18 protein-coding genes are annotated in these 18,068 nt (G+C 67.8%); 16 read left to right on the forward strand and 2 right to left on the reverse strand.

All coding sequences use genetic code 11. The annotated features are described in order from the left end of the window. Nucleotides 1-53: 53 nt before the first annotated feature. Genes GRI40_RS08285 through GRI40_RS08295 form a run of 3 tightly spaced genes read left to right on the forward strand, consistent with a single transcriptional unit; the run spans nt 54 to nt 3,513 of the window. Entirely contained in the window at nt 54-1,205 is a 1,152-nt protein-coding gene (locus tag GRI40_RS08285) for a PepSY-associated TM helix domain-containing protein (protein WP_160610882.1), read from the forward strand. Continuing rightward, nucleotides 1,202-1,408 (forward strand): hypothetical protein, encoded by a 207-nt coding sequence (locus tag GRI40_RS08290; protein ID WP_160610883.1) that lies wholly within the window; start codon nt 1,202-1,204, stop codon nt 1,406-1,408. Before GRI40_RS08285 ends, GRI40_RS08290 begins: the two co-directional genes overlap by 4 nt. After that, nucleotides 1,405-3,513 carry a TonB-dependent receptor gene (locus GRI40_RS08295; protein ID WP_160610884.1) on the forward strand — a complete coding sequence of 703 codons (2,109 nt, stop codon included), beginning with the start codon at nt 1,405-1,407 and terminating at the stop codon, nt 3,511-3,513. The genes GRI40_RS08290 and GRI40_RS08295 overlap by 4 nt, the downstream gene beginning before the upstream one ends. A gap of 101 nt (nt 3,514-3,614) precedes the next feature. Here GRI40_RS08295 and GRI40_RS13695 read toward each other — a convergent pair whose 3' ends face one another. After that, the gene (locus GRI40_RS13695) at nt 3,615-3,995 is read right to left on the reverse strand and encodes a hypothetical protein (RefSeq protein ID WP_202390325.1); all 381 of its coding nucleotides are present in this window, start codon (nt 3,993-3,995) and stop codon (nt 3,615-3,617) included. 57 nt (nt 3,996-4,052) lie between these two features. Between GRI40_RS13695 and GRI40_RS08300 the strand changes: the two genes are divergently transcribed. From GRI40_RS08300 to GRI40_RS08355, 12 genes are all read left to right on the forward strand, one after another. Then, a complete protein-coding gene (locus GRI40_RS08300) occupies nt 4,053-5,261 on the forward strand; it encodes an NnrS family protein (protein WP_202390166.1) in 1,209 nt (402 codons plus the stop codon). 56 nt (nt 5,262-5,317) lie between these two features. Then, nucleotides 5,318-6,040 (forward strand): Crp/Fnr family transcriptional regulator, encoded by a 723-nt coding sequence (locus GRI40_RS08305; RefSeq protein WP_160610885.1) that lies wholly within the window; start codon nt 5,318-5,320, stop codon nt 6,038-6,040. A gap of 88 nt (nt 6,041-6,128) precedes the next feature. Further along, nucleotides 6,129-6,857, forward strand: coding sequence for a helix-turn-helix domain-containing protein (locus GRI40_RS08310; RefSeq protein WP_160610886.1), 729 nt, complete (start codon nt 6,129-6,131; stop codon nt 6,855-6,857). A gap of 75 nt (nt 6,858-6,932) precedes the next feature. Further along, on the forward strand, nt 6,933-8,594 hold the full coding sequence (ccoN, locus tag GRI40_RS08315; protein WP_160610887.1) for a cytochrome-c oxidase, cbb3-type subunit I: 1,662 nt from the start codon (nt 6,933-6,935) through the stop codon (nt 8,592-8,594). Nucleotides 8,595-8,605: 11 nt separating this feature from the next. Next, the gene (ccoO, locus tag GRI40_RS08320; protein ID WP_160610888.1) at nt 8,606-9,352 is read left to right on the forward strand and encodes a cytochrome-c oxidase, cbb3-type subunit II; all 747 of its coding nucleotides are present in this window, start codon (nt 8,606-8,608) and stop codon (nt 9,350-9,352) included. Further along, a complete protein-coding gene (locus GRI40_RS08325) occupies nt 9,352-9,522 on the forward strand; it encodes a cbb3-type cytochrome c oxidase subunit 3 (RefSeq protein ID WP_202390296.1) in 171 nt (56 codons plus the stop codon). Before ccoO ends, GRI40_RS08325 begins: the two co-directional genes overlap by 1 nt. Next, complete coding sequence (gene ccoP, locus GRI40_RS08330; protein WP_160610890.1) at nt 9,512-10,438, forward strand: cytochrome-c oxidase, cbb3-type subunit III; 927 nt, start codon at nt 9,512-9,514, stop codon at nt 10,436-10,438. Before GRI40_RS08325 ends, ccoP begins: the two co-directional genes overlap by 11 nt. Continuing rightward, the gene (ccoG, locus tag GRI40_RS08335) at nt 10,425-11,984 is read left to right on the forward strand and encodes a cytochrome c oxidase accessory protein CcoG (protein WP_160610891.1); all 1,560 of its coding nucleotides are present in this window, start codon (nt 10,425-10,427) and stop codon (nt 11,982-11,984) included. Before ccoP ends, ccoG begins: the two co-directional genes overlap by 14 nt. Further along, on the forward strand, nt 11,981-12,427 hold the full coding sequence (locus GRI40_RS08340; protein WP_160610892.1) for a FixH family protein: 447 nt from the start codon (nt 11,981-11,983) through the stop codon (nt 12,425-12,427). The genes ccoG and GRI40_RS08340 overlap by 4 nt, the downstream gene beginning before the upstream one ends. Beyond that, on the forward strand, nt 12,424-14,559 hold the full coding sequence (locus tag GRI40_RS08345) for a heavy metal translocating P-type ATPase (RefSeq protein WP_160610893.1): 2,136 nt from the start codon (nt 12,424-12,426) through the stop codon (nt 14,557-14,559). Before GRI40_RS08340 ends, GRI40_RS08345 begins: the two co-directional genes overlap by 4 nt. After that, nucleotides 14,556-14,771 carry a cbb3-type cytochrome oxidase assembly protein CcoS gene (gene ccoS, locus GRI40_RS14015; protein WP_160610894.1) on the forward strand — a complete coding sequence of 72 codons (216 nt, stop codon included), beginning with the start codon at nt 14,556-14,558 and terminating at the stop codon, nt 14,769-14,771. Before GRI40_RS08345 ends, ccoS begins: the two co-directional genes overlap by 4 nt. Nucleotides 14,772-14,897: 126 nt before the next feature. Further along, the gene (locus GRI40_RS08355) at nt 14,898-16,499 is read left to right on the forward strand and encodes a helicase HerA domain-containing protein (protein ID WP_160610895.1); all 1,602 of its coding nucleotides are present in this window, start codon (nt 14,898-14,900) and stop codon (nt 16,497-16,499) included. 13 nt (nt 16,500-16,512) lie between these two features. Here GRI40_RS08355 and GRI40_RS08360 read toward each other — a convergent pair whose 3' ends face one another. Beyond that, nucleotides 16,513-17,304: a DUF2569 domain-containing protein gene (locus GRI40_RS08360; protein ID WP_160610896.1), complete on the reverse strand. Its 792-nt coding sequence runs from the start codon at nt 17,302-17,304 to the stop codon at nt 16,513-16,515. 471 nt (nt 17,305-17,775) lie between these two features. On the opposite strand from GRI40_RS08360, the gene GRI40_RS13885 reads away from it, so the two are divergent. Continuing rightward, entirely contained in the window at nt 17,776-18,021 is a 246-nt protein-coding gene (locus tag GRI40_RS13885) for a Flp family type IVb pilin (RefSeq protein WP_237489027.1), read from the forward strand. Nucleotides 18,022-18,068 lie beyond the last annotated feature (47 nt).

Below are 18,068 nucleotides of genomic sequence, written 5' to 3' on the forward strand. Positions count from 1 at the left end.
TATTGAGAACTATTCGCATTGACCGGAGGTGGCCGGCGGTCTAACCGCGGCGCATGACCCGCTCGGGCATCCGCACATGGTACATCATTCACAAGTGGAGCAGCGTGGTTGCCACGCTGTTTCTTCTCATGCTCTGCGTGACCGGCCTGCCGCTGATCTTCCACGACGAGATCGACGCGTTGAGCGGCGAGGACTACGAAGCCGGCCTGCCGGGACCGCCATCGTCCAGCGCCGGCCAGCCGCTCGACGAGATGCTCGCGAAAGCGCTCGCCGAACGGCCGGGCGAGGTACCCCTGTTCATGGCGTTCAGCCAGGAAAGCCCGCTGCTCACCGTCACCACCGGCCCGCGCCCCGATGCCGACGTGGCCGAGATGACGCTGCTGTTTCTCGACCGCAAAACCGGCGCCTCCCTGGGTCCAGTGCCTGGCGGCGGCGTCATGGAGCTGATCCTCCAGATCCATACCGACATGCTGCTGGGGCTGCCCGGCATGCTGTTCCTGGGGACGATGGGCCTCGCATTCGTCCTGTCGCTGGTGTCCGGCGCGGTGCTTTACGTGCCGTTCATGCGCAAGCTGCCCTTCGGCACGCTGCGGACCGGCCGGGCCAAGCGGGTGGGGCGGATAGACCAGCACAATTTTATCGGGATGATCACACTCGCCTGGGCGCTGGTGATAGGGCTGACCGGCGCGATCAACGCTTTTGCCGATCCGCTGACCGATATGTGGCAGGACGGCGAAGTCGCGCGGATGACCGCCGCCTATGCCGGCGAGCCGCCGCTCGATCCGGCCAATTACGGCTCGATCGATCGCGCGATGGCCTCGGCCCAGGCGGCGCTTCCCGGTCGCTCGCCGCAATTCATCGGCTTCCCGGGTGGCGCGTGGAGCAGTGGGCACCACTACGCGATCTTCTTCCAGGGCGATCGTCCGCTGACCGCCCACCTCCTCACCCCCGCCCTGGTCGACGCCCGCACCGGCGCGCTGACCGATGCGCGCGACATGCCGATCCTCAACCAGGCGCTTATGATGTCCAAGCCGCTGCACTTCGGTGACTATGGCGGGCTGCCCCTGAAGCTGATCTGGGCCGCGCTGACGCTGGCGACGATCTGGGTGCTGTGGAGCGGCGTGCTGCTGTGGTTGCGCCGCCGCCCGGGCGCGGTCGATCGGCGCGTGGCCGAGATCGTGGCCGGATCGGCGCACGCGGCATGAAGCGTCCGGCGCGCGCGGTCCTCGCCTGGCCGATGACATTCGCCTGCGCGATCCTCGCCGGTCTGGTGCTCGGGCTTGTCGGCGACGGCGCGCCCGACATTCTTTCCTGGGCGCTCCTCGGCGCGGTGCCCTTGGCGATCGCCATCGCATGGTCGCGACGGGCCCGCTCCGCCCCCTCTCCAAAAGGACGATCCCTCCGATGAATTTCCGTACCGCTTTCCTCCCCCCGTTCGTCATCGCCGCCGCGCTCGCCGCGCCGGCCGCCGCGCAGGAGGACGCGAACCAGATCGTCGTGACCGCGCAGGCGGAAAACGCGACCGTCGTGCGCAATTCCGGCGATGCCGGCGTACTCGGCGACAAGCCGGCGGAGGACCTGCCCTTCAACATCCGTTCGTACGACGAGAGCCTGATCCTCAACCAGCAACCGCAGACGCTCGCCGAAGTGCTCGAGAACGACCCGACGATCCGCACCAGCTACGGTTTCGGCAACGCGTCGGAGCTCTTCATCATCCGCGGTTTCCCGCTGTTCGGTGACGATGTGGGCCTCAACGGCCTCTACGGCATAGCGCCGCGCCAGCTGGTCGCGCCGGAATTGTTCGACAGCGTGCAGGTGCTGAACGGCGCAAGCGCGTTCCTGAACGGCGCGGCCCCGGGCGGTTCGGGCCTCGGCGGCAGCGTGAACCTCGTGCTGAAGCGCGCGGGCGATGCGCCGCTCACCCGCGCGACGCTCGGCTACACCGGCCGCCGGCACCTTGGCGCAAGCTTCGACATATCGCGTCGCTTCGGCGCCAACCGCGAATGGGGCTTGCGCGTCAACGGCGCCTGGCGCGACGGCGAGGTGGCCATCGCCCGCGAGGACCGCCGCACGCGGGTCATCGGCGCGGGCCTCGACTACGACGGCGGGCCGTTCCGTGCCGCGCTCGACCTCGCATGGCAGGAAGTGCGGGTCGACCGCCTGCGGCCCAAGGTGACGATCGGCGCAACGATTCCCGCGGTGCCCGAGACCGATTTCAATTACGCGCAGGACTTCAGCTTCACCGAGATGGCCGACCTGTTCGGCACGCTATCCCTGGAACACGACCTTGCCGACAACGCGCTGCTCTACGCCAGGGCGGGCGCGCGCGACGGGCGCGAGGACGGGATCTACAGCGGCATCACCGTGCTCGACGCCGCGACCGGCGCAGCGAGAGGGAACGCCTCCATCATCCCGCGGACCGACAACAACGAGGCGCTCGAGGTGGGTATCCGAGTGAAGCTCGGCCAGGCGATCACGCACGAGATCAACTTCGGCGGCAACATGGCCTGGCAGGTCAATCGCAACGCCTTCGACTTCCGCTACGGGCCTGGCTTCGCGGGCTTTGCGACCAACCTCTATGCGCCGGTGCAGGTCGACCTGCCGAGCTCGTCACTGGTCGGCGGCGATCTCGCCGATCCGTTCCCGATCTCGCGCCACCGGCTCGGCAGCGCATTCGTCAGCGACACCATCGGCCTCTTGGATGATCGGTTGCTGGTGACTGCCGGGCTGCGGCTGCAGGCCCTCAACGTGAAAGGCTACGACTATTACAACGGCGGCCTGCTCGCCACCGAGTATGACGAGGATGCGGTGACCCCGGTGTTCGGCGTGGTGGTGAAGCCCACCGCAGGCCTTTCGTTCTACGCCAACCGGATCGAGGCGCTGCAGCAGGGTGCGGTCGCCCCGCTCGATCCGCTGCTCGTCAATCCGGGAGAAGTGCTCGCCCCGAGGCGCTCGGTCCAGTACGAGGTCGGGGGTAAGGTGCGGCTCGGCCGGATGTTCGCCAGCCTGGCCGCGTACCGCATCGAGCGCCCGGGCGAGGGCGTGATGCCTGACGGCCGCTACGGTTACCTCGGCGATCAGCGGCACCAGGGGTTCGAGGCGACCGTGAACGGTGATCTTGCCCCGGGCCTGAGGCTGATCGCTGGCGCAGCGGTCAACGATGCGGAGCTCGTCGGCGGCAACGAAGTCGCCGGCGTGCCGGCGTTCACCGCCAACGCCGACGTGGAATGGGACCTTCCATTCGCCCCCGGCGTCACGCTGACGGGGCGCATGCTCCACACCGGTAAGCAGTGGGTGAATGCAGCGAACACGCTGCGCCTGCCCGACTGGACCCGCTTCGACTTGGGTGCGCGCTACGTCTTCGCCGCGGGCGATACGCCCGTAACGCTGCGCCTGACGATCGATAATGTTGCGGACGAGCGCTACTGGGCCTCCGCGTTCGACACGTTCTCGACCGCGCTCCTGCAAGGCCAGCCGCGCACGGTGAAGGCGTCCATTTCGGCAGATTTCTGATACCGGACCGGATGGACCCGGCCCGCGCGGGGTTCATCCCCGCACGAAATCAACGAACCCCTGGAGGAACCGGGCCAGCCGCTCGCTCGACTTCAAATCCGTCAGCGCGCCCGTTTCATCGAACGCTGCGTGGGCTCGGGGCGCAAGCATCCGCCCGCTCGTCCAGAGGTCGACGCCCAGCGTGCGGAGTATCGGCAGCCACGCATTTTGCGACAGGCGTCGACGTCGTTGGGAATTCCCGGAGCGAAATCGACCGGGCCCATGTGATCGAAGAATATGAACGGGCCGACCATCCGTCGCTTCACGAACGGGAGCACTCGCCCGACCTCGAACCCGCCGAGGCTGCGTCGACGCTGGTGAATGACAAGATCGATCATTGGCACCTCCCCGGGATCCCCTCCGGTTTCCGAACGCATCACAGCGAGGAAAGTCCCGACTTGATCGGGGCGATCACCGGCCAGCGTGCGGTTGATCTGAATCAATCCCTATCGACATGGCATCTGTCATAGCCAGGTTTCCGAAGCTGCAGGAGGCGCGCGGTGGAGACCAGGGGCGAACAGATGCTGGCCTTGCGCAGGGCGCGCATGGCGGCGGCGCCGGCGTTCCTGCGCGGGGGCTTCCGCCCATTCTTCCTCGGCGGCGCAACGTGGGCGATCGTCGCGCTGGCCCTGTGGCTGGCCGCGCTCGTCGGCGCGATCGCGCTGCCCACCACGTTCGATCCGCTGGCCTGGCATCGGCACGAGATGCTGTTCGGATTCGTCGGCGCCGTCATCGCCGGGTTCCTCCTCACTGCCATTCCGAACTGGACCGGCCGCCTGCCGATTGCCGGCGGGCCGCTGCTGGCGCTCGCGCTGCTGTGGGCGGCCGCCCGGGCGGCGGTGCTGTTCTCCGCGGTCTTCGGCGCGGGCGTCGCCGCATTGCTCGACGTCGGCTTCTACCTGGTGTTCGCCGCCCTTGCCGCGCGCGAGGTCGTGGCGGGCGGCAATCGCAACCTTCCCGTCGTGGGCGTCGTCGCCCTGTTCGCGCTCGCCAACGCGGCCGACCACGCGGTGGCGGCGGGAATGATCGCCGACGACGGGCTGGGTTGGCGCGCGGGCCTGGCGCTGGTGGTGATGCTGATCTCGATCGTCGGCGGGCGGATCGTGCCTTCGTTTACCCGCAACTGGCTCACCCGGCAGGGCGTTCGCGAAGGGCTGCCCGACCAGCCCGGCCAGTTCGATCGTTTCACGCTGATGATCACCGCCGCAGCGCTGCTTTCATGGGTCGCTGCACCCGACGGGCTGGGTGTCGGCGCTGCCCTGGCGGTGGCCGCTGCGATGCAGGCGCTGCGCCTCGCCCGCTGGAAGGGCGTGCGGACGTTGCGCGATCCGCTCGTCGCGGTTCTCCACGTGGGATACGCCTGGGTTCCGGCGGGCCTCGCCCTGCTGTCCGCATCCGTCATCGAACCGGCAATTCCGCGCACGGCCGCCATACATGCGCTGACGGCTGGGGCGATGGTCACGATGATCCTGGCGGTCATGACCCGCGCGACGCTGGGGCACACGGGCCGCGCGCTGCGCGCCGGGCCCGCCACGACCGCGCTTTACGCGCTGATCACGCTGGCCGCGCTCATCCGGATCGCCGTGCCGTTCGACCTCGTGGATTACACGCGCGGGCTGGAGATTTCGGGCCTGGCCTGGACAGCGGCGTTCGCGCTGTTCCTGGCGGTGTACGGGCCGATGCTGGTAACGCCGCGGCGGGGCGAATAGGGGCGCCCGACAACCCCCGCCTTGGCGGGGGGCGCGTAACAGCCTAGATTACCCGGATGAACGCGCGATCCGCCGAACTCCAGGTCAATTTCTGCCAGGCTTGCGCGATCCGCAACCGGTCGATCTGCGCCGACCTCGACAGCGCGGAGATCGGGTTGCTGAACCGCATGGGACGGCGCCGCCGGCTGGAGGCGGGGGAACAGTTCCTGTGGGAAGGCGACGAGGCGCCGGTTGTCGCCAACGTGGTCGAAGGCATGCTGAAGCTGTCGAACCAGACGGCTGACGGGCGCGAGCAGATCCTGGGCCTTGCGTTCCCTTCCGATTTTCTCGGCCGTCCGTTCGGCCAGTCGACCCCCTACGGGGTGGAGGCGCTGACCGATGCGGTCGTATGCGTGTTCCAGCGCACGGACTTCGACCGCTTCGCCCGCGAACATTCGCGGCTGGAGCACAAGCTGCTCGAGCACACGCTGACGGAGCTCGACCGCACGCGCCGCTGGATGCTGCTGCTGGGCCGGATGAGCGCGGAACAGAAGCTCGCCACGTTCCTGCTGGAATTGTGGAATCGACTTGCGCCGGAAGAAGATAGCGACCCCGCCGCGCGAAGCGGGACGATGGAGCTGCCGTTCTCGCGCCAGCAGATCGCCGATCTACTGGGCCTGACGATCGAGACGGTGAGCCGCCAGATTACCAAGTTCCGGCGGGATGGCCTGATCGATACCCCGTCGCGCCGCGAGATCGCGATCCTCGACCGCGAGGCGCTGATGCAGCGATCCTGCTGAGGCGGTGACCCCGGCGGGGGTTCCCTCGCCGCATACAATTTTGAGCCAGATCAACGACAGGTGCCGCTGGCTCGCCTCTTGAGCAGGCATGCCGGATAGCCTGAAAAGTGCCGCGAACGGAGCACTGGAACCTTTCGACCGCTTCGTCGAAACGATCCTGTCATTCGATTGCGACCGCGCCACGCGCGATGCATTCCGCCGCCTAGCCTACCGGATTTCGGCCGAACCGGGGGAGAGCATGCGGCTGGACGACAGCCGCGACAGTATCGTGTTCATGGCGTCGGGCGCCGCCAAGCTGGTCGCGCACGTTTCCGACGATCGCCAGCAGGTGGTGGCGTTTCATTTCGCAGGGGACCTCGTCTCGGTCCCGCAGCGCAACGCGCATGCCTACGAACTGTGCGCCCTGACCCACAGCGTGGCGCTGGCCTTCCCGGCCGCCGCCTACATGGCCTTGGCAGACGCCGAACCGGCCCTGCTGCGCACAATGATCGACCGGACCCTGCTCGCGCTCAACCGGTCGCGCGAGAAGTCCGTGGCACTGGGCCGAAAGACAGCGCCCGAACGGGTGACCGGGTTCATAGCCTCGATGGCCGACCGGATCGGCACGCGCGAGGGCGCCGGCTGCACGATCCGCTTGCCGATGTCGCGCCGGGATATCGCCGATAGTCTCGGCCTGACGATCGAGACGGTCAGCCGCCAGTTCACCGATCTGCGCGGCGAAGGGGTGATCGAAACGAGCGGCCGATCCGCTGTCCGGGTGCCGAATCTCGCCGCGCTCAGGGCGCGCGCGGCAGGCCCGAACGGCCCTGCCGACTAATTGCCAAATTTGCGCTGGATCAAAGCGCACGCTCGCACGCTCGCCTAGGGCTTCGGGAAACTGACGGAGAATTTCATGCAGGCCGAAACTGCACTGGGCCGCATCGGCCTGTGGTTTGCCGTATTGATCGTCGCGGTGGTCGCATACGCCGGGGCCGCCGACAGCGGGTTCGCCATGCATGCCGCGCTCGTGGGCGTGATCGCGCTCGGCCTGCTGGTCGCCTCGGCCGCCCGCTTCGACCCGCTGGGCCGCGCCCGGGGGTTCTTCGACATGCCCACGGACCCAAGCCGGTATGACGACGAGCCGATCCGCTGGGGCGTGATTGCCACCGTGGGCTGGAGCATCGTGGGTCTGCTGGTCGGCCTCGTGATCGCACTCCAGCTCGCCTGGCCCGGCCTCAACCTCGAACCCTATCTCAACTTCGGCCGCCTGCGTCCGCTGCACACCTCGGGCGTGGTGTTCGCCTTCGGCGGCAACATCCTCCTGGCGACTTCGTACTACGTCGTCCAGCGGACCTGCCGCGCGCGGCTCGCCTTCCCGGCGCTCGCCCGGTTCGTATTCTGGGGCTACCAGATGTTCCTGGTCCTGGCGGCGAGCGGCTACGTCTTCGGGGTCACGCAGAGCCGCGAATACGCGGAGCCCGAATGGTACGTCGACCTGTGGCTGACGATCGTCTGGGTGGCATACTTCATCGTCTTCGTCGGCACGCTGGCGCGGCGGACGGAACCGCACATCTACGTCGCCAACTGGTTCTACCTGTCGTTCATCATCACCATCGCGATGCTGCACATCGTCAACAACCTTGCGGTGCCGGTCACGATCTTCGGGTCGCTGTCCTACTCCGCGTTCGCCGGCGTCCAGGATGCGCTGACGCAGTGGTGGTACGGGCACAACGCGGTCGCGTTCTTCCTCACCGTGCCGTTCCTGGCGATGATGTATTACTTCATGCCCAAGCAGGCGGAGCGGCCGATCTATTCCTACCGCCTGTCGATCCTCCACTTCTGGAGCCTGATCTTCCTCTATATCTGGGCCGGTCCGCACCACCTGCACTACACCGCCCTGCCCGACTGGGCGCAGACGCTGGGCATGGTGTTTTCGGTCATCCTGTGGATGCCGAGCTGGGGCGGCATGATCAACGGGCTGATGACGCTGAATGGGGCATGGGACAAAGTGCGCACCGATCCCATCATCCGCATGATGGTGATCGCGCTGGCGTTCTACGGCATGGCCACGTTCGAAGGCCCGCTGATGTCGATCAAGATGGTCAACAGCCTGTCGCATTATACCGACTGGACCATCGGCCACGTGCACGCCGGCGCCCTGGGGTGGAACGGCATGATCTCGTTCGCCGCGGTCTATTTCCTCGTGCCGCGGCTGTGGAAGCGCGAACGGCTCTACTCGCTGCGCTGGGTGAACTGGCACTTCTGGCTCGCGACGCTGGGCATCGTGTTCTACGCCTCGGCCATGTGGGTGGCAGGCATCACCCAGGGCCTGATGTGGCGCGAATACGGCGCTGACGGCTACCTCGTGAACAGCTTCGTCGATACCGTCGCGGCCGTGCGCCCGATGTATATCCTGCGCGCGTTCGGCGGATTGCTGTACCTCGCCGGGGCCGTCCTCATGCTCGCCAACGTCTGGCTCACCATCAAGGGCCGGCTGCGCAAGGAAGCCCCGCTCACGGATGCTGCCTACGATCCGGTCGCCGACCGTCCGATCGTCGCGCAACCTGCCGAATAGGACGACAATCAATGGGTTTCACCGACCAGCACAAGAAGATCGAACGCAACGTCACGCTGCTGGGCGTGGGCGCGTTCATCGCGGTCGCCATCGGCGGCATCGTGGAGATCGCGCCGCTTTTCTGGATCGACGGCACGATCGAGAAAGTCGAAGGGATGCGCCCCTACACCCCGCTGGAGCAGGCGGGCCGCGACATCTACGTCCGCGAAGGGTGCTACACCTGCCACAGCCAGATGATCCGCCCCTTCCGGGACGAGGTCGAACGGTATGGTCACTACAGCCTTGCCGCCGAAAGCATGTACGATCACCCGTTCCAGTGGGGATCCAAGCGAACCGGCCCCGACCTGGCGCGCGTGGGCAACCGGTATTCCGACGAATGGCACGTCCAGCACCTCATCGCCCCGCGGTCGGTCGTGCCGGAAAGCGTGATGCCGACGTATGCCTTCCTCGCCGAAACGGATCTCGATACGGCGCAGGCATCGGCCAAGCTGCGCGCGCTCAGCCGGGTCGGCGTGCCCTATTCGGAAACCGACATCCAACGCGCCCAGGCGGACCTCAAGGCCCAGGCCGATCCTGAGGCGGACGCCGGCGACCTGGCGACGCGATACCCCAAGGCGCAGATCCGCGACTTCGACGGCGATCCCACGCGCCTTACCGAAATGGACGCGATTGTCGCCTATCTCCAGATGCTCGGCACGCTGGTCGATGTGAACAGCGCCGCCGCGCAGGCGGAGCTGGCCAACGAAACGGGCCGGTGATGGGGCATTCGACGTACGAGACGATGCGCCAGTTCGCCGACAGTTGGGGCCTGTTCGCGATGGTGGTGATCTTTACGGTGCTGGTTGCGTGGCCCTTTCGGCCCGGCGGACGCAAGCACAGCGACGACGCGGCCAACGTGATTTTCCGGGACGAGAACGATGACGACTGACAGGCATGACGGAAAGCGCGTCGACGAGGCGACCGGCACGGAAACGGTCGGTCACGAGTGGGACGGGATCGAGGAACTCGACACCCCGATGCCGCGGTGGTGGCTGTGGACGCTCTACCTCACGATCGTGTGGGGCGTGGTCTATGTCATTCTCTACCCCGCCTGGCCGCTGGTGGACCGGGCGACCGCCGGGGTGCTGGGGTGGACCAGCCGGGGCCAGCTCGCCAAGGAAATGTCGATCGCCGACCAGGCACGCACCACGGTGCGCGAACAGCTCGTCCGCATTCCGATCGAACGCCTGCCGGAAAACAGCGCGCTGATGCAGCAGGCGGTGGCCGGCGGCAGGGCGGCGTTCAAGGTTCACTGCTCCCAGTGCCACGGCAGCGGCGCTGCCGGCAGCCAGACGCTCGGCTACCCCAACCTCAACGACGACGACTGGCTGTGGGGCGGGGATCTCAAGGCCATCCATTTCACGCTCGTCAACGGCATCCGCCAGCCGGACCGGGACAGTACCCGGGCGAGCGATATGCCGCCGTTCGAAGGCGTATTCGACGCCGGCCAGCTCACGGCCCTGTCGGAACATGTCCTGTCGTTCAGCGGCAAGGGACGGGCGAACCCCGTCGGCGCACGGATCTACGCGGACAACTGCACGATCTGTCATGGCCCCGCCGGCGAAGGGGACCGCGCCCAGGGCGCGCCGCGGCTCAACGATGCGATCTGGCTCTACGGCAACACGCGCGAGGACGTCGCGCGCCAGATCCTGCGCCCGCGCATGGGGGTGATGCCCGCATGGGAAGGCAGGCTGGACCCGGCGACGATCAAGATGCTGGCCGCCTATGTCCACTCGCTGGGCGGCGGCGAGGATTTCGTGGAGGTCGCCGCAGACCCGGCGATCGAAGTCGATGAGCGACCCTGACAAGCCCGAACTGATCGAAGACGGGGTCCGCAAGACCAACGAACCCGTGTCGAGCGCGGTCGCCGCGCCGGAAGCGACCACCAGGCGCCACGAACCGCACGAACCGGCCCGTACGCACCTGCCTGAAAAGCTGTTCGAGGCGCGCAAGACGGTCCACAACCGGCGGATCGACGGGCCCTTTCGGCGGTTCAAGTGGTTCGTCATGCTCGTCACGCTGGCGATCTACTATGGCACCCCGTGGATCCGCTGGGACCGCGGCCCCTACGCCCCTGACCAGGCAGTGCTGGTCGATCTCGCCAACCGCCGCTTCTACATGTTCGGCATCGAGATCTGGCCGCAGGAATTCTATTTCGTCGCCGGCTTGCTGATCATGGCGGGCGTCGGCCTGTTCATCATCACCAGTGCGGTCGGCCGGGCATGGTGCGGCTATGCCTGCCCGCAGACGGTGTGGACCGACCTGTTCCAGCATGTCGACCGCTTCGTCGACGGCGACCGCTTCGCCCGGCAGAAGCTCGACGCCGCCCCATGGGGCCCGAACAAGATCGCCCGGCGCGCGCTGAAGTGGACCATCTACCTCGTCATCGGGTTCTGGACCGGCGGCGCGTGGATCATGTATTTCGCCGACGCGCCCACCCTGGTGCACGATTTCTGGCGCGGCGAGGCGGCGCCGGCGGCCTACATCACCGTTGCCATCCTGACGCTCACCACCGTGACGCTGGGCGGTTTCATGCGTGAACAGGTGTGCATCTACATGTGTCCCTGGCCCCGCATCCAGACCGCGATGATGGACGAAAAATCGCTGCTGGTGACATACAAGGACTGGCGCGGCGAACCGCGCGGCAGCGTCAAGAAGGCGGAGCGGAATCCCGGCATGGTGGGGGACTGCATCGATTGCACGATGTGCGTCCAGGTCTGCCCTACCGGCATCGACATTCGCGACGGGCCGCAGATCGGCTGCATCACCTGCGCGCTGTGCATCGATGCCTGCGACCGGGTGATGGCCGAAGTCGGCCGTCCGCGCGGCCTGATCGACTACGCGACGCTCGAGGATTGCGAGGCCGAAGCCAATGGCGCCAAGCCACGCCCGGCGTGGCGTGCGCTGCTGCGCCCGCGCACGATCGCCTACACGCTGATCTGGGGCTCCATCGGCCTCGCCATGCTGTTCGCCCTCGGCAATCGCAGCCGGACCGATCTCTCGGTAGCACCGGACCGCAACCCGCCCTTCATGCTGATGAGCGACGGATCGGTGCGCAACTCCTACACGCTCAGCCTGCGCAACATGGCCACCCGGCCGCGGCCGATGGAAGTCGCGATCGAAGGGTTGCCCGGCGCGGTGATGTGGAGCGACACGATGTCGCGCGCGCAGGCCGCCCGGATGATCCGGATCACCGTTCCGGCAGATTCCACGCAAACCATGCGCGCCTACGTGGTCGCCCCGGCCGATACGGCGGCGACATCGTTCGCATTCTCGCTCACCGCGCTGGGCGAAGAACGCGAGACGGACCGCACCGAAACGAACTTCGATGCCCCGCAGGCCAGCCAATGAACCGACCCTTCACCGGCCGCCACATGGCCGCCGTCCTCGTCACCGGCTTCGGCGTGGTGATCGCCGTCAACATGCTCATGGCGACGCTCGCCAGTCAGACTTTTGGCGGCATCGTGGTCAAGAACTCCTACGTCGCCAGCCAGCAGTTCAACGGGTGGCTGGCCGAAGCGAAGCGGCAGGAATCGCTCGGCTGGAAGGTCGTGGCGGAGCGGCGGGCGGACGGCCGTGTCGCACTGACGCTGTCAGGTGCCCCGGCCGACGCTGCGATCGAAGGCCTGGCGTGGCATCCGCTGGGCCGGGAAGCGGATGTGGCGCTGACCTTCTCGCCCGACGGCCCCAACCGCTTCCTTTCGGCGGAAAGCCTGTCGGACGGGCGCTGGACCCTGCGGCTGACGATCCGGGCCGGAGGCGACCTGTTCCGCAGCGAAAGCCCCATCGGTTGAACGCCCCGCTCGATCACGCCGCGCTCGACACCGGGGGCGATGCGGACAGCCGCTTCGTCGTTCCCGGGATCAAGTGCGCCGGCTGCATCGGCACGATCGAGCGGGAAATGGCGCGCGTCGGCGGAGTGCGCGCCGTGCGGGTGAACTTCTCGGCCAAGCGGGTCGCGATACGGCACGACCCGCGCCTCGATGACGAGGCGCTCGTGGCGGCGCTCGCCCGAATCGGGTTCGAAGCCCAGGCGGTCGCCGCCAACCCGCTGGCGCAGGATGACGGGGAGACGAAGGCGCTCCTCCGCGCGCTTGCCGTCGCGGGCTTCGGCATGATGAACATCATGCTGCTGTCGGTCAGCGTATGGTCGGGGGCGGATGGGGTCACGCGCGAACTGTTCCACTGGCTTTCGGCCCTCATCGCGCTGCCCGTGGTGGCCTATTCCGGACGGCCGTTCTTCGCCTCGGCCGCGCTGGCGCTGCGGCACGGGCGGACCAACATGGACGTGCCGATTTCCATCGGCGTCCTGCTTGCGACCGCCCTCAGCATCTATGAGACCGCGACGGGGGGCGAGCACGCCTATTTCGACGGCGCCACCATGCTGCTGTTCTTCCTGCTGGCCGGGCGCGCGCTCGATTCGATGATGCGCGGCCGCACCCGGGCGGAGATCGGCGCCCTGCTCGGCCGCATGGGGCGCAGCGCCGGGATCGTTCAGCCGGACGGATCCGTGCGGCGCGTGCCGGCCGAGAGCATCGCGCCCGGCATGGTCATGCTTGTCGCGGCGGGCGAAGCCTTGGCCGCAGACGGCACGGTGGATGACGGGCGCAGCGCGATCGACAACGCCATGCTCACCGGGGAAAGCGCGCCGGAACCGGTCGGGCCCGGCGCCATCGTTCACGCCGGAACCGTCAACCTGTCGCAGCCCTTGCGCGTGCGTGTCACGGCGGCGGCGGAGGACACCGCGATCGCCGCCATCGCGCGCCTGATGGACGAGGCCGGCCAGTCGCGCAGCCGCTACGTCCGCATCGCCGACCGGGCATCGCGGCTCTACGCGCCGGCCGTCCACACGCTGGCCGCGCTCAGCTTCGCGGGGTGGATGCTGGCCGGCGCGGGGTGGTACCAGTCGCTGGTGATCGCGATCGCGGTGCTGATCATCACCTGTCCTTGCGCGATGGGCCTCGCCGTCCCAGCCGCGCAAGTCGTGGCCGCCGGCGCGCTGATGAAGCGCGGCCTGCTGGTCAAGGACGGCAGCGCGCTGGAGCGGCTCGCCGAAGTGGACATCGCCCTGTTCGACAAGACCGGCACGCTGACGCTGGGCGAGCCGCGGCCCGATCTGTCCGCGGTCGATCCCGGCGCCTGGCCGGTGGCGCTGGCGCTGGCGCAGCAGAGCCGCCACCCCCTGTCGCGCGGTCTCGCCGCCGCCCTGACGCAGGAAGGGGTCGTGCCCGCCGCGATCGAGAACGTCGAGGAACGCACCGGCCGCGGCGTGTTCGGCCAGGCCGCGGGCGTGGCGGTTTCGCTCGAGCGGCCGGGCGCGCCGGGGGACGACGAGGGCGCCGCGATGGCGTCCTGTCTGCGCATCGGTACGCGGGCGTGGACGGTGCCTTTCGCCGATCCGCTGCGCAGCGACGCGGAAGAGGCGATCGGGTCCCTCGCCCGCGAGGGCATCGTCAGCCGGATCGTTTCCGGTGACCGGGCGGAGGCTGTCGCCTCCGTTGCGCGCACGCTGGGGATCGAAGCGGAAGGCGGCGTCGCGCCGCAGGCGAAGCTCGCCGCGCTGGAGCATCTCAAGGCTGGGGGCCGGCGCCCGCTGATGGTGGGCGACGGGCTCAACGACGGGCCCGCGCTCGCCGCCGCGCATGCTTCGATCGCGCCCGGAACCGCGAGCGACGTGAGCCAGCAGGCTGCCGACGCCGTGTTCGTGGGATCGCGGCTGATGCCGGTCGCCGACGCTGTCAGGGTGTCACGACGGACGATGGCCATCGTGCGCCAGAACATCGGTTTCGCGGTCATCTACAACGTGTTCGCCGTGCCGCTGGCGATCGCGGGCTATGTCACGCCGCTGATCGCCGCCATCGCGATGTCGCTGAGTTCGCTCGTCGTGGTAGGCAATTCGCTGCGCCTGGCGCGCGCCGCGCGGTGAACGGCCTCGCCGTCCTGATCCCGGTTGCACTGGGGCTCGGCCTGCTCGGCCTCATCGTCTTTTTCTGGGCCATGCGCGCCGGGCAGTTCGAGGACCTGGACGGCGCCGCAAACCGCATCCTGATCGAGGACGAGGGCGAGTTCGGGGACGAGGACGACGATCAAGGCGCCCGGGATGACGCAGGCGAGGGCGGTCCGCGCACCCCTGGCTGACGACCCCGCACCGCCCCCGATCGGGGCACGCCTTCGCCGCGCGCTTGCCATCGGCGCCGAATCGGTCATCCTGCGCTGCAATTCGGCAGGCCGCGTGCGGCCGCCATCATTGACGGGGGGCCATCGGTGAACGGATCGGATCAGAACCTGGGGCATGTGCTCGGCACCAGTGGAAGCGTGGTGACCTGCGCCATCGATGCGCAGCGCCTGCGGGCGGAGCGGGCGGCCGGCGATGCCGACGCGCACAACCGCTCCATCGGCGGCATCGTGCGCATCGATGCGCACGGCACCCCGGTGTTCGCCAGCCTGGTGGCGATGCGCGGGGGTGACGAGAGCGGCGGCGGCACGATCGAGGCGGAGTGCGAATACCTCGGCGAAGGGGTGAACGGTGCGGACGGCGCGCTGACGGGTTTCCGCCGCGGCATCGACGCCTACCCGCAGCCCGGCGATCCGGTGCGATTCGCGACCGAGGCGGAGCTTGCGGCCATCTTCGCGCCCCCGGCCATGGCGCATATCCAGATCGGCACTGTGTTCCCCACGGCCGACGTGCGCGCGCCGATCCTGTTCGACCAGCTCCTCGGCCGCCACTTCGGGGTCGTGGGGTCGAGCGGCGCGGGCAAGTCCACCACCGTGGCCCTGATGCTGGACCGCATCGTCAGCCAGGCGGCGAGCGGCCACGTGGTGATCTTCGATCCGCACGGCGAATACGCCCACGCCTTCGGCGACCGGGCGCAGGTATGGGACGTGGCCAACCTCACCCTCCCCTACTGGGCGATGAACCTGGAAGAACACTGCGAGGTGTTCGTTGCCGCCGAAGGGGACGAAGGGACCATCGACGCGAACATCATGGCCAAGGTGCTGCTGCGCGCGCGCATGCGGAACATCCATGCCGCCGATCCCGGCCGCATCACCGCCGACACGCCGATATCCTACCAGTACGCCGACCTGACCGACGCGCTGGAGGCGGAGGCCGGCAAGCTGGAGAAGATCGCGGAGGCCAGCCGTTACACTCACTTGCGCCTGACGATCGAACAGTTCTTCCACGATCGCCGCTACGGCTTCATCTTCAACGCCGATCATGCCAACGCGTCGCTGGAAACGCTGCTGGGCGATCTGCTGCGCATCCCCAACGCGGGCAAGCCGATCTCCATCGTCAACCTGGCAGGCGTGCCGACGGAGATCGTCAACGTCGTCGTCTCCACCCTGGCGCGGCTGATCCTCGATTACGCGATCTGGGCCCCGCGCGATCGGCACGCGCCGATCCTGCTCCTGTGCGAAGAGGCGCACCGATACCTCCCCCGTGTTCCGACCGAGGCGACGCGGTCCGTCCGCCGCCAACTGGAACGGATCGCCCGCGAAGGGCGCAAGTATGGCGTGTGCCTGGGCATGGTGAGCCAGCGGCCGTCCGAACTGTCGGACACCGCCCTGTCGCAGTGCGGCACGATCATGTCGCTGCGGCTCAACAATCAGGCGGACCAGGCGCATCTCGCCGCCGCGCTGAGCGAAGGGGCGCGCAGCATCGCGGGCGCGGTGGGCGCGCTGCGCAACCGGGAATGCATCGTCAGCGGCGAAGGCGTGCCGATCGCCATGCGCGTGATGATCGACGAGCTGGAAGCGGCCAAGCGGCCGGCGTCGGACGACCCATCGTTCAGCGAGCGCTGGGGACGCGACAGCGCCGACGCGCCCATGCTGGCCGAAACGATCAGGCGCTGGCGGGTGGAACGGTAAGCCGGCCCGCCGGTCACTCGCCCGCAGTCGCCGGGGCGCGGTGGCGGAAGGTCACGTTGGCCCGTACCGAGAGGATCAGCCAGGGCAGCCAGACGAAGGCGCTGATCAGCACTTTCTTGATATTGCCGTCCAGCAGCACGGCGAGTGGGGCGGCGACATCCGCCGGAAGGCCCGGCATCGCGCCCAGTCGGTGCGCGATGAAAAGCTGCAAAAAGACGTCTAAAACCCACGCGAAGAGAAGCATTCGCGGGAATAACGGCACGTTTCGCAGCGCGAAGGCGAAACACACCATATAGACGAACGCCATCAGCCCCACGTCCGCCGCCATCAGCAGGAACAATGCTTCGCCCCATTGCGGGCCGCCGGCGCCGATTGCGGGAATGGCGAGCAGGAATTCGAGGCTGCGCAGCACCACGTTGAGCAGCAGGCCCACCAGCAGCGATGCCATGAAGCCTGCCGGGCCGAACAGCGGGTGCTGGCGCGCATCGTCCGCCCGCAGGGTTCGCCAGCGGCCGATGATCGGCGGCAGGCGCAGCGTGAGCTGGGGCAGGCTGCCGGAAAACCCGCGCGAGGCGACCGTGTATCCGGCCAGCGGCGCCAGCGCGATGGCGGTATAGACCGCGATGACCTGGGCCAGCGCGCCGGGGAGCATGGCGGGCGAAGCGATCACGCGGAACGCGGCCGCCATCAGGAACAGCCCCGCCCAGCCGATGCAGAGCGCGGTGGTCAGCCGCGACAGGGCGGGCGCGATGCGCGCGCTGCGCCGATGGAGGCTGCGGCAATATCGGTTCCAGAAACCGCGCATGGCATCTCCTGACGAAGGCGGCGGGCGGCGTTAGCTGCCCCTGACCGCAGACTGCGCGCGGGAATGGCGCACGGTCAAACCAGTTAACCACAGCAAATTGCGCCGGTTCCGCCCCGGACCGTTGATTCGCTGCCCGATTCGCGCGTTGCCCAAATGCATCGTTACCCGGCCGTTAACCGCGCCTTTTAAGTTTGCTGCCGGCTAACGCGCGGAAAATGCGAGTTAATTTATTGGCAATGGTTTTGCGTTGACCTGCAGGCACTGATTCGGGAAACTGATGTCGGTTTCGAAGGGTTGGCGAAAGATTGGGCAAAAGCCCGGTTCGCCGATGATATAAAACGATAACCGGGTCCAATCATTCTCCAGCCTAACGGACTGGCTCAGCGGAAGCGCCGTTGAAGCCTTGGACAGTAAACCTGCGTCATCGGCCCATCCATACGGCGATGCAGGGTTTGATGGGGATTTTAGACCATGAAGAACTTCCTGAAGACTTTCGCCGCTGACGAATCGGGCGCCTCGGCTGCCGAATACGCTCTCATCATCGCCATCGTCGGCGTCGGCATCGGTGCCGCCGCCATGGTGCTGGGCGCCAATGTCAAAGAGGCCATCGATGGCGCCTCGACCGACATTAACAACTGTAACAATGCCGAATACGCCCCGGAGGGCGGCGCCCCTGCTACCAGCGACGGCGTTGAATGCACCCCCGCAGCAGGGTGATAACTTAGCTCCCGGACCTTGTGTCCGGGAGCACTTCTTCGCCGGGG

It is taken from the genome of Tsuneonella aeria, assembly GCF_009827495.1.
Taxonomy (GTDB): Bacteria; Pseudomonadota; Alphaproteobacteria; order Sphingomonadales; family Sphingomonadaceae; genus Tsuneonella; species Tsuneonella aeria.